Here is a 13,921-nt window from a genome sequence, read left to right as displayed (position 1 = left end):
AGAAAAATACTTGTCTTGACAACTAAAATCTTTTTTTACGGTGTCAGTACGATAAAAAAATGTTAAAAACAGCTTACTTAATTTTCCAAGGGAATTCGGTTAGCCACATTTCCTTTCTATCCAAAACTTCATTACCATAAGTTGCCTCTGGGCTTACTGCATGGAAAGTTCCGGTAGGTGTCTTTTTTGCTTTGCTTCTAATTCTAGCCATAGTGTCGCTGCCTAAGATATCAGATAATGCTGCGTATAAAAGTGTTTCATCAGGGTCTCCGAAGGCTTTATATGGGAGTACGGCATCCTGCACTTCGATATCAACAGGGAAACCTTCTTTAGTTCCATAATCAGATTCTCCAGCAGCATTAAATGTTTTTAAAACTATTGGCTGCATTCCCCATTCCCATCTTTTGGGCTCTTGCGTATCTCTTATAGTTATGGAGCCTACGTTCTTTCCGTAAGTGTGCTCACCTACAAGAATAACCTCCATGTAAGGTTTCAGGTTATTGATAACCATTTCACTGGCGGAGGCCGTACCGTTTGAAACCAAAAAGTATACCCGGTCCAATGTTTCTAGGGTATTTAGAGTGCCGCCAGCACTGCTATTTGAAGTTGAAAAATAGGTTTCAAAAGAGCTCGCTGGTTTACTGGCCATTTGTTCATCATTCCAAACTTGGCGTGTCATTAAGTTTGAGGTGTTTACATCTTTCACTATTAATGAGCTTATAATCTCGCCAGAAGAAATATATCCTCCAGGGTTATACCTAAAGTCTACGACTAGTTCATCTATGCCTTGGCTTTTAAACTCCCCAAAAGCTTGGTTGACATCTTTATCGCTTGATGTTAAGAATTGATTGTAGGCAAAGTATCCTATTTTCTTTCCACTAAGGTTTATGACTTCATAATGTTGTACAGCCTTAGTTTGTGTAAGTTCCTTTGTTATTTCTACTGTTTTTTTAGAATCAACCACCTCTTGACCAACATAAACACCCATGGTTAGTGTAGCGGTTTCTAAATCTTTCAGGATAGTGCCGTAATTATCTACCGTAAGAGTTTCACCATTTACTTTGGTTATGAAGTCTCCTCTTTTAATTTCTAATCTCTCTGCCGCACTGTTTTTTAAGGAGTTGGTTATGGCAAAGGTAATTCTAGTTCTAGCAACGTCGGCGTAAAATGGTTTATAGCTAAAGCCAAAAATGCTATTCAATCCGTTCAATGAATTAGTGAGAGCATCTGCACTAGCGTACATAACAGAGAATCGGTCAGTCTCCCCTTGTTCAAACAGTAGAGATTTAAAATACTCATCAGGCTCAATAGCAAGGTCGGTTTCGCTTTGGTCCACCATCTCTTTTTCCCAATAGTAATAGCTCTTCATACTATTGTAGATCCAATTGTTGACTGGCGAGTTAGCCAGGATTGGATTTTCCTCTTTTGGCTCCTCTATTGGGTCTGTCTCATCAATGGGCTCGGGATTTTTTTCTTCACATGCTGTATTCAGCAATAAGCAAATTATCGGGAGTATATATAGCTTTTTATTCATATGGTATTTAAAACGAAAAGTCTCGTAATTTAATACGTAAAATCATAAGGAAAAGGATGGACGTGGACTTTTAGGTAGAATTACGGAAAATAATGAGTTTCGTATTGTTCTTGGCTTGGAAATCTTCATTTTCAAATGTTTTATCTTAGACTCGTCCAAACAATTGATTCAGGCTTTTGCTAATTGACTAAAAAAATTATCTTTACACAAAATTGACAATTTCGATTCTAAACTGTAAGACAATATCAGGATTTCATGGGTAAATCTATACGCCTAAAAAAAGGCTACGACATTAAATTATTAGGGGAAGCTTCCAAAGAAATTGCAGAAATTCCTGCCGCCGATATTTTTGCGGTGAAACCAACAGATTACCTTTCAATAACACCTAAGCTGGTGGTTAAAGTTGGTGATGAGGTTTTGGCAGGTTCTTCTTTGTTTTTTGACAAAAAAAGACCCGATATAAATTTCCCATCTCCTGTAAGTGGAGAGGTGGTGGAAATAGTAAGGGGAGCCAAAAGAAAAGTTTTGGAGATAAGAATATTGGCAGATAAAACTACCAAATTTGTCAAAACTGCAATTCCTTCTAAATTAGAAGCTCAAAGTATCAAGGATACCTTAATTAAAGGAAACTTGTGGTCACTATTAAAACAGCGTCCTTTTTCAATTATCCCTTCTACAGAAGAGCAGCCTAAAGCCATTTTCGTATCTACTTTCGATTCGGCACCGCTTGCTCCAGACTTATCTTTTGTGATTGAGCAAAATAAGGCTGGTTTTGACAAGGGCTTAGAAGTTTTAGAGATTTTAGCTTCTGGCAATTTAGAAGTTGGAATGGAGGCTGGTGCTTCATTAAGTGTAAGTTCGGGAAATCAAAATGAATTTAGTGGCCCTCATCCTGCAGGGAATGTTGGTATTCAAGTTCATCATGTTTCACCAATAAAACCTGGAGAAAGCGTTTGGTACTTGGATGCACAGGACGTTATTATATTAGGAGAGTTCTTTAACTCTGGCGAATATCATGCTGACAGATTAATAGCTGTAACAGGTTCAGAAGTAAGCAATCCATCTTATGTTAAATTAAAGATAGGACAGTCACTTGCTAAATTATTCGCTGAGCAAGTAAGTGAAAGTAACGTGAGATTCATTCAGGGAAATGTTCTTTCAGGTGCCACATCACATAGTGAAGACTTCTTGTCTTTCTATACTTCGCAATTAACTGTAATTCCAGAAGGTAATAAAGCAGAGTTTTTAGGTTGGTTATTGCCTTCTACTAAAAAACTAAGCTTATCTAGAACATACTTTTCATGGCTAACGCCAAACAAGAAGTATGATATAGATACCAATACACATGGAGAAGAGCGTGCTTTTGTAATGAGTGGTCAATACGAGAAAGTATTACCAATGAACATTATGCCAGTTCAGCTTTTAAAAGCAATCATGGCTGGAGATATTGAAAGAATGGAAGCTTTAGGTATTTATGAAGTGGCTGAAGAAGATTTAGCTCTTTGTGAATTTGTGTGTACCTCAAAAATTGAAGTTCAGAAAATTGTTCGTGAAGGTCTTGACCTGATACGTACAGAAGGTTAATAAATAAAAAAGCATATTTAGTGAAGATATTACACGATTTTTTAGAATCTGTTAAGCCCAATTTTGAGAAAGGGGGCAAGTTAGAAAAGTGGCATCCAGCTTTTGAGGCCTTTGAAACCTTAGCGTTTGTTCCAGCTATTACCACTAAAAACGGAGTGCATATTAAAGATGCAATGGATATGAAGCGTACCATGATTACTGTGGTATTGGCTTTGGTTCCTTGTTTGCTTTTTGGTATGTGGAATGTTGGTCATCAGCATTACTTAGCATTTGGTATGGAGGCTGACTTGTTAGAGAAGTTTATGTTCGGCCTTTGGAAGGTTTTGCCAATTGTGGCAGTTTCTTATGCCGTAGGTTTAGGTGTTGAGTTTATATTCTCTGTAGTAGCGGGTCACCCAGTAAGTGAGGGTTATTTGGTTACAGGTTTATTAATTCCTTTAACACTTCCTGTTACTGTTCCGTTATGGATGGTGGCTCTTGGAGCTGTTTTCTGTACACTTCTAGGTAAAGAGATTTTTGGAGGAACTGGTTTCAACTTTATGAATCCAGCCCTTTTGGCAAGAGCATTTATGTTTTTCGCCTTCCCAGCATTTATGTCTGGAGAGGTTTGGACAGACCTTTCTGCTGAAGAAGGTCACACTGTTTTAGACGCATATTCAGGTGCTACTAACCTAGTGCCTTTTGATACGGATATATCTGCTATGCAGTCGGCATCAGATATGTTTATAGGTTTTGAACAAGGTTCCATTGGAGAAACTTCGGTGATTGCCTGCCTTATTGGTGCAGCCATATTAGTAATTACAGGAGTAGGTAGTTTACGTATTATTCTATCTGTTTTTGGTGGAGGTTTCTTAATGGGTTTACTTATGAATGTGTTAGCTCCTGAAGCTGCTAATCACGCCATGCATATGCCAGCTCTTAATCATCTTTTAGTTGGTGGTTTTGCCTTTGGTGCAGTGTTTATGGCAACTGACCCAGTTACGGCCTCGCATACAAGTAAAGGGAAAATCATTTATGGTTTACTGATTGGTGCATTCACGGTTATTTTAAGAGTATTTAATCCGGCTTACCCAGAGGGGATGATGCTGAGTATTTTATTGTTCAATGTTTTTGCCCCATTAATTGACCATATGGTGGTAGAATCTCACATCAAAAAAAGATTGAAACATGCATAGTAATAAATATACATTTATATACGCCATAGGCTTGTCAATGCTGACAGCCGTTGTGTTGGTGTTAACTTCACAGCAGCTAAAACCTTTGCAGGAAGCAAACTTAGCGTTGGATAGCAAACGAAGTGTTTTGAAGTCCGTTTTAGTGACTTCTGAAGAAGATAAGGTTATTGAAACTGCCTACGATGGTTCTGTAGAAGAAATGGTAGTGGACAGTGAAGGAAATGTAGTAGAGGGTGTTGATGTAGCAGATGTAGACCTTAAAAGAGAAATTGCTAAAGAGCCTGCAGAAAGACAACTTCCTTTATATGTTTACACAGAGGAAGATGGCAGTAAAGCTTATATAGTTCCTATGAGAGGTGTAGGACTTTGGGGCCCTGTTTGGGGATATTTAGCTTTGAGTGATGATTTCAATACTATCAAAGGAGCATTTTTTGACCATAAAGGGGAAACTCCGGGTCTTGGTGCAGAAATCACAGAGTTAATTTTCCAAGAGCAGTTTCAAGGGAAAAAGATTTTAGACAGCAACGGAGATTTTGCTTCAGTCAACGTACTGAAAAGCACAATGAAATCTTCATTAGATTCAGAGAATAGGGTAGACGCAATTTCGGGTGGTACCATTACTTCTAACGGAGTGGATGATATGATTAAGAACTGTGTCGCTCCTTATTTGACCTATTTTAACAAGCTTAAATCAAATTAATATGGCAGAAGAAGTAGCAGAAATAAAAGAAAAGAAAGAGCCATTATTTTCTAAGAAGAATTTACAGGTTTTAAAAGACCCGCTTGACGACACCAATCCGGTTTCCGTTCAGGTTCTTGGAATTTGCTCGGCTTTGGCAGTAACCGTACAGGTGAAGCCTGCCATTATTATGACATTAGGTGTACTTTTTGTAAGTGCATTTTCTAACCTTATCATAAGTTTGTTACGTAATGGGATTCCTGGAAGGGTTCGTATTATTGTTCAGCTTATTGTTGTGGCTACCTTGGTAACGATTGTTGACCAAGTGCTTAAAGCCTTTATGTTTGACGTAAGTAAGCAGCTTGCCGTTTTTGTTGGGCTAATTATTACCAACTGTATTATCATGGGTCGTCTGGAGGCTTTTGCCCTAGGTCAAAAACCATGGCCAGCTTTCTTAGATGGTATTGGTAATGGTTTAGGTTATGGTCTTATATTAATAGCGGTAGCTTTCTTTAGAGAATTATTTGGAGCGGGGTCTGTTCTTGGTTTCCAAGTTATTCCTGACTGGGCTTACGAGCACGGTTATGTGAATAATGGTTTGATGGTGCTTCCACCAGCAGCCCTTTTCTTAATTGGAGTTTATATTTGGATACAACGTAGCCGTAATCAGAAATTAATTAACGTTTCTTAATTAGTTTAAGAATATCTATATGGAAAATCTTTTAAGTCTTTTTGTAAAAGCAATTTTTGTTGAGAATGCTGTTTTCGCTTTCTTCTTAGGAATGTGTTCATTTCTGGCGGTTTCTAAGAAAATAAAAACTGCGTTTGGTCTTGGTTTGGCTGTAATCTTTGTAATGCTGCTAACCACTCCTTTAAATTATGTAATTCTTAATTACATGTTAGGAGAGGGAGCCTTAGCATGGATTCACCCATCATTGGCTGATGTAGACCTTACTTTCTTATCGTTTATCTTGTTTATTTCTACCATTGCCGGTGCGGTACAGTTGGTAGAGATGGCTATTGAAAAATTTGCTCCAGCACTTTACAGTGCTTTGGGTATCTTTTTGCCGCTGATTACGGTAAACTGTTCCATTCTTGGTGCGTCTCTTTTCATGCAAGAGAGAGAGTATAACTTCTCAGAAACCTTTGTGTTCTCTTTAGGTACAGGTATTGGGTTCTTTCTAGCCATAGTTTTATTGGCTGCTATTAGAGAGAGACTTCAATATTCTAAAGTGCCTCCAGCACTCCAAGGTCTAGGAATAGCCATGATGGTAACAGGGCTAATGGCTCTTGCTTTTTTAAGTTTTTCAGGTATTAAATTGTAAACCTATTTTTTATGCTACCTATACTTCTTAGTAGTATTGTTGTTTTTGTTTTAGTGGTTCTGTTGTTCGTATTCTTAATACTTACAGCGAAGGCTAAACTCTTGCCGCAAAACGATGTGAAAATTATCGTAAACGGCGATAAGGATAACCCAATTATTACCAAATCTGGAGATTCATTATTGAATGTTTTGGGTGCTAATGACCTGTTTCTTGCTTCTGCCTGTGGTGGAGGGGGAACTTGTGCCATGTGTACCTGTAATGTTTACAGTGGAGGAGGAGAAGTTCTTCCTACAGAAACTAACCACCTTAATCGCCGTCAAGTAGGTGAAAAACTTCGTTTGGCTTGCCAAGTGAAAGTGAAGGAGGATATGGAAATAAAGATTCCTGATGAGGTTTTTGGTGTGAAAAAATGGGAGTGTGAAGTTACTTCAAACTATAACGTAGCGTCTTTCATTAAGGAGTTCCAAGTGAAATTACCAGAAGGTGAAAACTTGGATTTTGAAGCAGGCGGATACATTCAAATTGATGTCCCTAAAACCATAGTAGAGTTTAAGGATATTGATATTACTGCACATCCAAAATATCATGAGACGCCAGATAAGTTTAAAGAGGAGTGGGATAAATTCAATCTTTGGCCATTAAAAATGGTTAATGATGAAGAGGTTTTTCGTGCATACTCTATGGCTAATCATCCTGCAGAAGGAAACATGGTTAGTTTGACAATTAGAATTGCTACACCACCTTGGGATAGAGTTAAAAACACATGGATGGATGTAAATCCGGGATTGTGTTCTTCTTATATTTTTGGAAGAAAGCCAGGTGATAAAGTGACTATTTCTGGCCCTTATGGTGAGTTCTTTATAAAAGATACAGAAGCAGAAATGCTTTATATAGGTGGTGGTGCCGGAATGGCTCCAATGCGTTCTCACTTGTACCACTTATTCCATACTTTAAAAACTAAACGTAAGGTAACTTTCTTTTATGGTGGACGTACCAAAAGGGAGTTGTTCTATATTGAGGAGTTTAGAGAGATTGAAAAAGAGTTTCCTAATTTCAAATTTTGTATAGCTCTTGATAATCCTCAGCCAGAAGATAATTGGGTACTTAAGAAAGATATTAACGACCCAGAAGGAGATGGCTTCAAAGGCTTTGTTCACAATGTAGTTATTGACGAGTTTTTAAGTAAACACGAAGCTCCTGAAGATTTGGAACTTTATTTCTGTGGACCACCAATGATGAATCAGTCGGTTATTAAAATGGCAGACGATTGGGGTATTCCAGATGAAAATGTAGCATTTGATGACTTTGGAGGTTAAGAAGAATTTTCTCTTCATAGTATTTATCACAATAGGGTTGTTGTCTTGTAAACAAGGCAATAAACCCTATTCTGTTTTTCAGGGCTATGCTCAGGGAAGTACTTTTAGAATAGTGTATGAGTCTATATCGGAAGAGGACTATACTTCAGATGTAGATAGCATTTTGGTGGTGATAGATAAAAGTATGTCGCTTTGGGATAGTACTTCTATCATTCGAAAGGTTAATGAAACAGATGAAGCGGTATTAGTAGATAATCACTTCGCTAATGTTTTTAAGCGTTCGCAATATTTTTACGAAATCAGTGAAGGTGCATTTGACCCAACTTTAGGGCCATTAATTGACGCTTGGGGCTTTGCCAGAAAACATGGTACTGGCTTACCTACCGATAAGGCTATTGACAGCCTTAAAAGCTATGTAGGACTTAAAAAGTTTCGTTTAGAGGGTAATACGCTTTATAAAGATTTTGCGGGAGCTCAACTGAATTTTAACGCTATAGCTCAGGGTTATACAGCAGATGTTTTAGGAGACTATCTTGAAACGCAAGGCGTGAAGAACTACTTAGTAGAAATAGGAGGAGAAACCAAAGCTAAGGGTTTGAATCAATCTGGAGAAAAATGGAAAGTGGGAATTGAGAAGCCAGACTTTAACCAGACCAGTGCTACCAATGCCATTAAAACGGTAGTTGGTTTAACGAATGGGTCTTTAGTGACCTCGGGCAGCTATAGGAAGTATATAGAGAAAGATGGCAAAAAATACAGTCATACATTAAATGCTATTACAGGAAGGCCGGTAACACATAATTTATTAAGTGCTGCGGTGGTGGTTCCTGAGGCAATGGATGCCGATGCCTATGCCACCATGTTTATGGTGATGGGAAAAGATGCTGCTATAACTTATGCAAATGAGCATGGCTTGGCCGTTCAGTGCATCTTTGATGATGAGGGAACTTTAGGTATAGCCTATTCAGATGCTTTTAAAGAACTTATAGTGCTAGAGAATTAGTCGTTTTGGCACTCCTCGTCAGGTAGCTTTCCGCATACTCCACATACAGCACCTTCTTTTTGAAGCATTGGGTTGTTATTAGCACATGTGCCTTTAAATCTTCCGTTTTTTACAAATAGTATTCTCACGCTAAATAGGAAAAAAGCAAAGAGAACTGCCGCAAGTGTAACTAGTAATAATTTCATATTGTAAAGTTAACTATTTCTATTAAGAACGTTATTATGCTTGTTCATATTGAGGGATTTCTTTACTTTAGGTATTCTTATTTTAACCTTATTAAAGCTGTAATAAATGATAACTAAAGTAAAAACCCTATTAGAAGGAAAAGAATTGCAAGAAATAGTGACTGTTGCACCTACTACAACGGTAATAGAAGCATTGGCAGTATTAGAAAAATATAAAATAGGAGCGGTTTTGGTAATGGAAAATGGTGAGCTTAAAGGTATTTTTTCAGAAAGAGATTATGCTAGAAAGGGAATCATCAAAGGAAGGAAAGCAAAAAGTACTTCTATGAACGAGGTAATGACTTCTAACGTTATTACAGCCAAAGTGACTGCAGGTATTAGAGATTGTATGGAACTGATGAGCAATGGGCATTTTAGGCACCTTCCGGTAGTAAATGAAGATGATAAGGTTGTTGGTGTGCTGAGTGTAGGTGATATTGTGAATGGCTTGATAAAAGAACAAAGAACACATATAAACTTTTTGGAAAACTATATATCAGGCTCTATAGCTGGCTGATAAATGAATAAGAAAACGCTTTACATTATTCGACATGCTGAGGCAGAAGATTTTGGAAATTCTGCCATGTTGAAAGACTTTAATAGAAACCTTACAGGTAAAGGAATTTCCCAATCGGCTAGATTGGGAAGTTTTTTGGTTAAAGACGCAGTTAAAATCGATGGCTTTATTTCTAGTCCGGCAAACCGTGCATTTCAAACGGCAAAGGTTCTATTGGAACAATATAAATTAGACGAAGAGCAAATTACTTTAGAGGAGTCTCTTTATGGCGGTGGGCCAAGAGCTTATCTTTCATGCTTAAATCGGATCTCAGAGAAATTAAGTTCAGTCGCTATCTTTGGCCATAATCCAGATATTACTTTTTTTGCAGAATATTTAACTCGTGATGATGTGGGCGGAAATATGAAAAAAGCCACCATTATTGAGTTAGAATTTGAAAATCAGCGATGGGCCGAAATTTCTGGTAATACGGGAGATTTGATAAGAAGAGTCGATGTAAAGAGTATTGATATTTAAAGAATGAAAAAGAAAAACATTTTCAGAATAGCCTTTGTGGTGTTTGTGGGTATAGTTATCCTGTTGTTGTTAGATATGGCAAGACATACCACAGCACCATGGAATAAAGACAAGCAAATAGAAAGAGCTGTTAACCCTTAAACTTAGAATTTAAGGGTCGTTAAAATAGGATGATGGTCTGACGCAAATAGGCCTCCCCAAGTTTGAGAAATTGCAGCGTGTTTCAGTACTTCGATACCGCTATTTATAAAAATATGGTCTATTTGGCTGTTTTCTCTTTCACTTGCATTAAAACCGGTGAAACTGTCAACAGGGCCATAATGTCCTGTCTTTGATATATCTTGGGTGTTTTTAAGACCACCATTGGTATAAGTTAAAATAGGGGCATCTGCAGGTGTACTATTAAAGTCTCCCATAAGTATTACAGGGTCTTTCAGCTTCGCAATGATAGCTAGGAGTAATTTAGAGCTCTCTACACGTGCTACCTCTCCGCGGTGGTCATAGTGCGTGTTAATGGCTACAAAAGTTTTACCATCAGACTTTCTTTTTAAGTGTGCTACGGTAGCAATTCGTGGCAAGGCCGCATCCCAATCCTTAGAAGGCTTTTCTGGGGTCTTAGAGAGCCAAACAGTATTCCAGCTAGTCAATACTAGTTTATCTGAGTTATAGAAGATAGGGGAGAACTCTCCGCTAGCTTTTCCATCATCTCTGCCTACACCTACCCATTTATAATTAGAAAGGGCTTCTTCAAGAAAAAGTACTTGTGGTTCTGTAGCCTCTTGTAAGCCACATATATCTGTTTCAAAATAAGAGATGGTTTCGGCTACGTGTTCTTTTCTGTTTTCCCATTGATTTATACCATCATTTGGGGTGGCATATCTAATGTTAAAAGACATCACGTTTAGCGAGGACTGAGCCAAGCAAGAAATAGGAAGAAGGAAAAGAAGAATTCTTAATAGCATAATTGGGTTGAAATTGTGTTCGAATTTACATTAACCCAAAAGGCTTTGAAACTATTGATTAAATAATTTTAGAAAATTATTTATCAACCAAGACTCTTCTGCTTTGAGTACAGACTGTACCGTGTTATTAGTGAAGTTGGTAACCTTGTTTATGTCGTCAATTATCTTTAACACCTCTTTCTTCTCATCGGTGTCTGGTTTAAGTTGAGATTTGATTTCGTCCATTGTTTCTATTATGGGCTCTATCTCTCTCCTTTTTCTTTCTTTGGCTATTTGACGGGCTACTTTCCATATATCCTTTTCGGCTAAGAAGTATTCTTTACGCTCTCCAGGAAGTAATTGCTTATTTATTAAGCCCCAGCTCATAAGGTCTCTCAAATTCATGTTCACATTACCTCTGGAGATTTTTAAATCCTCCATGATTTGGTCTGCGTTCAGGGATTTGGGCGACAGTAATAGCAGGGCGTGAATTTGCGACATGGTTCGGTTTATCCCCCATTGAGTAGCAAGTGTACCCCACGTATGGATAAATTTATCCTTCGCTTCTTGTAGTTCCATAAATAGGCTTTATAAAAATCTTCTAGGTTTGCACGTAAGTCTGAACATCAAAGTAAACTAAGGATATTGAATTTTCAAAATTTTCTGAAACTTATTTGGCTAGCAAAAAGAAAGGAATCCATTCTTTTTTCAAAGATTAGATTCCTTTTTAATTAGCTGTCTACAAAAGAATACTAAAGCATTTCTTCGTCGTCGTCTGCTTTTACTCTACCTGGTGTAGCTATGTTTGTCGAGTCAGAAGGTCTTCTAAAAGTCTCTCCTGGACTAAAGATACAGTCGCCAGAAACTCTTACGCCTGGAGGAATATCGAAAGTGCTTTTGCCAAATTCTAAGTCTTTGTCAGCATATACTTTTTGCATAAAGAGTCCCCAAGCAGGCAAGGCCATTCTGGCTCCTTGTCCATAGTGGATAGACCTAAAGTGAATGGCTCTTTCTGATGCTCCTGACCATACTCCAGCTACCAAGTTAGAAGTAAGTCCCATAAACCAGCCGTCAGAGTAGTTAGAGGTTGTCCCTGTCTTACCAGCTACTTCGTTGCCACCTAGAACACCGTATCTTCCTAATCCCGCTGAAGTTCCTCCCGGCATTGTAGAACCTTTCATAAGGTGAATCATTTTATAAGCAGATTCAGCACTTAAAACTTCTTTTTGGTCTGGCAGGTACTCTCTTATTAGCTCACCGTGCTTGTCTTCTATTCTAGTTACAAAAAGGGGCTCTGTGTACTTACCTCCATTGGCAAATACAGAGTAGCCACCAAGCATCTCGAATAAAGTTACTTCACTAACTCCTAAACAAAGAGAAGGACTATTGTCTAGTTTACTTTTTATGCCTAATTGTTTCGCCATCTGAATAACACTAGACGGTTTGAATTGTTTAATTAACCTCGCACTCACGGAATTTATAGACTCTCCTAGAGCTCTTCTTAATGTAAGAGAGCGGTAAGAGTATTTTCCATCAGAGTTCTTAGGAGTGTAAGTTTTTCCTACTAAGCCATCTTCTGCTCCAAATGTAATGGGTTCATCCACTACTTCTTCGCAAGTAGAAAAGCCATTATCAATAGCTGTGACGTAAACAAATGGTTTGAAAGTAGAACCTGGCTGTCTTTTACTTTGCTCTACGTGGTCATATTTAAAGTGTTTGAAATTAATGCCACCTACCCATGCTTTGATGTTTCCGTTTCTTGGGTCCATAGCCATCATACCCATGTTTAAGAACCTTTTGTAATACCTGATGGAGTCCATGTGAGACATGGTCGTGTCTTTTTCACCTTCCCAAGTGAAAACCGTCATATCTATAGGCTTATCCATCTCAGCAAATATCTTCTTCTCGTCATTACCGAATTTTTTCTTTAAATCTCTGTAAATCTGTGTTCTTTTAGCGACGCTTTCAATAAAACCAGGAATTTCTACATAACCGCTTGATGATTCCGCATTTCTACGCTGAACCCATGGATTTTTTCCTTTCCAGTGATCGTCAAATAACTTTTGCTGTTTCGCCATATGCTCTTCCATGGCCTCTTCAGCATAGTCTTGCATTCTAGAATCAATGGTAGTATAAATCTTAAAGCCTTTGGTGTAAAGGTCTTCTGGTTTATACCCATATTTCTGAATCTCCTTTTTTGCCCAATCTTTTAGAAATTGTCTGAAATATGGAGCAGGGCCATTGTTGTGCGAGTCCGGAGAGTAGTCAAGTACAATGTCTTCTTCTTTTAACTGGTCAAAATCATCTTTTGCTAACTTACCATATTTTACCATTTGAGCCAAAACCACATTTCTTCTTGGTTTAGCGTATTGTGGTCTAAATTTCGGGTTAAACCTTGATGGGTTCTGAATCATTCCTATCAAAAGGGCTGACTCATTTACTGTTAGTTCAGAAGGCGACTTCTGGAAATATGTTTTTGCTGCAGATTTAATACCATGAGCTCCACTACTAAACTCAATGGTGTCAAGGTACATTTTCATGATTTCCTTTTTTGTGTATCTTTTTTCAAGCTTCACACAGGTAATCCACTCTTTAGTTTTGATGATTAAAGTTCTTAGTACAGGCACTTCATAAAGAATACCCTGATATGACTCGTCCATTCTTAATCTAAAAAGGTTTTTGGCGAGCTGCTGTGTAATGGTACTACCGCCACCTTTATGGTTTAAGGTAAGAACACCAGTTAATACACGAATCATGGCTCTGGCATCTATACCACCATGTTTTGTAAAACGAACATCTTCAGTAGCTATAAGAGCATCAATCAAATATGGAGAAAGCTCTTCCCAATCGGCTGGGCTTCGGTTTTCATAGAAAAACTTTCCTATGACTTTTCCATCAGATGAGATAACTTCTGTGGCAATTTCACTTTTAGGATTGTCAAGGTCATCTACCGATGCCATTTTTCCAAAAAGCCAAAAAAGGTTAAAATTTACAGCAAGTAAATAAACTATGAACAGTCCAATTCCTCCAAAGAAGAATAGGTAGAAAAAGTTAATAAGCTTTTTGAATTTGCCTTCGGCTAGCATACCGACCTGTGGAATCTTCAT

15 protein-coding genes are annotated in these 13,921 nt (G+C 37.9%); 10 read left to right on the top strand and 5 right to left on the bottom strand.

The window, feature by feature from the left end:
* Positions 1–73: 73 nt before the first annotated feature.
* Positions 74–1,534 carry a S41 family peptidase gene (locus tag AC0L6O_RS19965; RefSeq protein ID WP_473304882.1) on the bottom strand — a complete coding sequence of 487 codons (1,461 nt, stop codon included), beginning with the start codon at positions 1,532–1,534 and terminating at the stop codon, positions 74–76.
* Positions 1,535–1,789: 255 nt separating this feature from the next.
* On the opposite strand from AC0L6O_RS19965, the gene AC0L6O_RS19960 reads away from it, so the two are divergent.
* From AC0L6O_RS19960 to AC0L6O_RS19930, 7 genes are read left to right on the top strand one after another with little or no spacing between them, the layout of a single operon-like run.
* Positions 1,790–3,118: a Na(+)-translocating NADH-quinone reductase subunit A gene (locus tag AC0L6O_RS19960; protein WP_473304881.1), complete on the top strand. Its 1,329-nt coding sequence runs from the start codon at positions 1,790–1,792 to the stop codon at positions 3,116–3,118.
* Between the two features lie 20 nt (positions 3,119–3,138).
* The gene (locus AC0L6O_RS19955) at positions 3,139–4,293 is read left to right on the top strand and encodes an NADH:ubiquinone reductase (Na(+)-transporting) subunit B (RefSeq protein ID WP_473304879.1); all 1,155 of its coding nucleotides are present in this window, start codon (positions 3,139–3,141) and stop codon (positions 4,291–4,293) included.
* Entirely contained in the window at positions 4,286–4,993 is a 708-nt protein-coding gene (gene nqrC, locus AC0L6O_RS19950) for an NADH:ubiquinone reductase (Na(+)-transporting) subunit C (RefSeq protein WP_473304877.1), read from the top strand. The genes AC0L6O_RS19955 and nqrC overlap by 8 nt, the downstream gene beginning before the upstream one ends.
* A 1-nt stretch (position 4,994) precedes the next feature.
* Positions 4,995–5,663 carry an NADH:ubiquinone reductase (Na(+)-transporting) subunit D gene (locus tag AC0L6O_RS19945; protein ID WP_473304875.1) on the top strand — a complete coding sequence of 223 codons (669 nt, stop codon included), beginning with the start codon at positions 4,995–4,997 and terminating at the stop codon, positions 5,661–5,663.
* A gap of 19 nt (positions 5,664–5,682) precedes the next feature.
* A complete protein-coding gene (gene nqrE, locus AC0L6O_RS19940) occupies positions 5,683–6,297 on the top strand; it encodes an NADH:ubiquinone reductase (Na(+)-transporting) subunit E (RefSeq protein WP_341228174.1) in 615 nt (204 codons plus the stop codon).
* Between the two features lie 11 nt (positions 6,298–6,308).
* Complete coding sequence (gene nqrF / locus AC0L6O_RS19935) at positions 6,309–7,613, top strand: NADH:ubiquinone reductase (Na(+)-transporting) subunit F (RefSeq protein ID WP_473304873.1); 1,305 nt, start codon at positions 6,309–6,311, stop codon at positions 7,611–7,613.
* A gap of 40 nt (positions 7,614–7,653) precedes the next feature.
* On the top strand, positions 7,654–8,616 hold the full coding sequence (locus tag AC0L6O_RS19930) for an FAD:protein FMN transferase (protein WP_473304872.1): 963 nt from the start codon (positions 7,654–7,656) through the stop codon (positions 8,614–8,616).
* Here AC0L6O_RS19930 and AC0L6O_RS19925 read toward each other — a convergent pair.
* Entirely contained in the window at positions 8,613–8,801 is a 189-nt protein-coding gene (locus AC0L6O_RS19925; protein WP_473304871.1) for a hypothetical protein, read from the bottom strand. The two genes, AC0L6O_RS19930 and AC0L6O_RS19925, sit on opposite strands and share 4 nt — an antisense overlap.
* Before the next feature lie 106 nt (positions 8,802–8,907).
* Here AC0L6O_RS19925 and AC0L6O_RS19920 point away from each other — a divergent pair, with 106 nt between their 5' ends.
* The 3 genes from AC0L6O_RS19920 to AC0L6O_RS19910 are packed head-to-tail and all read left to right on the top strand — an operon-like array spanning position 8,908 to position 10,014.
* Positions 8,908–9,357 (top strand): CBS domain-containing protein, encoded by a 450-nt coding sequence (locus AC0L6O_RS19920; protein WP_473304869.1) that lies wholly within the window; start codon positions 8,908–8,910, stop codon positions 9,355–9,357.
* Between the two features lie 3 nt (positions 9,358–9,360).
* Positions 9,361–9,873 (top strand): SixA phosphatase family protein, encoded by a 513-nt coding sequence (locus AC0L6O_RS19915; protein ID WP_473304868.1) that lies wholly within the window; start codon positions 9,361–9,363, stop codon positions 9,871–9,873.
* Between the two features lie 3 nt (positions 9,874–9,876).
* On the top strand, positions 9,877–10,014 hold the full coding sequence (locus AC0L6O_RS19910; RefSeq protein ID WP_473304867.1) for a hypothetical protein: 138 nt from the start codon (positions 9,877–9,879) through the stop codon (positions 10,012–10,014).
* Positions 10,015–10,016: 2 nt separating this feature from the next.
* Here the strand turns inward: AC0L6O_RS19910 and AC0L6O_RS19905 are convergent, their stop codons facing one another.
* The 3 genes from AC0L6O_RS19905 to AC0L6O_RS19895 all read right to left on the bottom strand — a co-directional run bounded on the left by AC0L6O_RS19905 (position 10,017) and on the right by AC0L6O_RS19895 (position 13,921).
* Positions 10,017–10,835 carry an endonuclease/exonuclease/phosphatase family protein gene (locus AC0L6O_RS19905; protein WP_473304866.1) on the bottom strand — a complete coding sequence of 273 codons (819 nt, stop codon included), beginning with the start codon at positions 10,833–10,835 and terminating at the stop codon, positions 10,017–10,019.
* Between the two features lie 51 nt (positions 10,836–10,886).
* The gene (locus AC0L6O_RS19900; RefSeq protein WP_473304864.1) at positions 10,887–11,393 is read right to left on the bottom strand and encodes a GbsR/MarR family transcriptional regulator; all 507 of its coding nucleotides are present in this window, start codon (positions 11,391–11,393) and stop codon (positions 10,887–10,889) included.
* Between the two features lie 173 nt (positions 11,394–11,566).
* Positions 11,567–13,921, bottom strand: coding sequence for a penicillin-binding protein 1A (locus AC0L6O_RS19895; protein WP_473304862.1), 2,355 nt, complete (start codon positions 13,919–13,921; stop codon positions 11,567–11,569).

The sequence above is a fragment of the Arcticibacterium sp. GJ41-1 genome (genome assembly GCF_055808875.1).
Note: the sequence above shows the minus strand (reverse complement) of the source record. Positions and strands in the feature narration are given on the sequence as shown.

Excerpts from the sequence above, each read along its gene's own strand:
- AC0L6O_RS19965 (WP_473304882.1), bottom strand. The coding sequence starts at position 1,534 with ATGAATAAAAAGCTATATATACTCCCGATAATTTGCTTATTGCTGAAT.
- AC0L6O_RS19960 (WP_473304881.1), top strand. The coding sequence starts at position 1,790 with ATGGGTAAATCTATACGCCTAAAAAAAGGCTACGACATTAAATTATTA.
- nqrC (WP_473304877.1), top strand. The coding sequence starts at position 4,286 with ATGCATAGTAATAAATATACATTTATATACGCCATAGGCTTGTCAATG.
- AC0L6O_RS19945 (WP_473304875.1), top strand. The coding sequence starts at position 4,995 with ATGGCAGAAGAAGTAGCAGAAATAAAAGAAAAGAAAGAGCCATTATTT.
- nqrE (WP_341228174.1), top strand. The coding sequence starts at position 5,683 with ATGGAAAATCTTTTAAGTCTTTTTGTAAAAGCAATTTTTGTTGAGAAT.
- nqrF (WP_473304873.1), top strand. The coding sequence starts at position 6,309 with ATGCTACCTATACTTCTTAGTAGTATTGTTGTTTTTGTTTTAGTGGTT.
- AC0L6O_RS19925 (WP_473304871.1), bottom strand. The coding sequence starts at position 8,801 with ATGAAATTATTACTAGTTACACTTGCGGCAGTTCTCTTTGCTTTTTTC.
- AC0L6O_RS19920 (WP_473304869.1), top strand. The coding sequence starts at position 8,908 with ATGATAACTAAAGTAAAAACCCTATTAGAAGGAAAAGAATTGCAAGAA.
- AC0L6O_RS19915 (WP_473304868.1), top strand. The coding sequence starts at position 9,361 with ATGAATAAGAAAACGCTTTACATTATTCGACATGCTGAGGCAGAAGAT.
- AC0L6O_RS19910 (WP_473304867.1), top strand. The coding sequence starts at position 9,877 with ATGAAAAAGAAAAACATTTTCAGAATAGCCTTTGTGGTGTTTGTGGGT.
- AC0L6O_RS19905 (WP_473304866.1), bottom strand. The coding sequence starts at position 10,835 with ATGCTATTAAGAATTCTTCTTTTCCTTCTTCCTATTTCTTGCTTGGCT.
- AC0L6O_RS19900 (WP_473304864.1), bottom strand. The coding sequence starts at position 11,393 with ATGGAACTACAAGAAGCGAAGGATAAATTTATCCATACGTGGGGTACA.
- AC0L6O_RS19895 (WP_473304862.1), bottom strand. The coding sequence starts at position 13,921 with ATGAAGATTCCACAGGTCGGTATGCTAGCCGAAGGCAAATTCAAAAAG.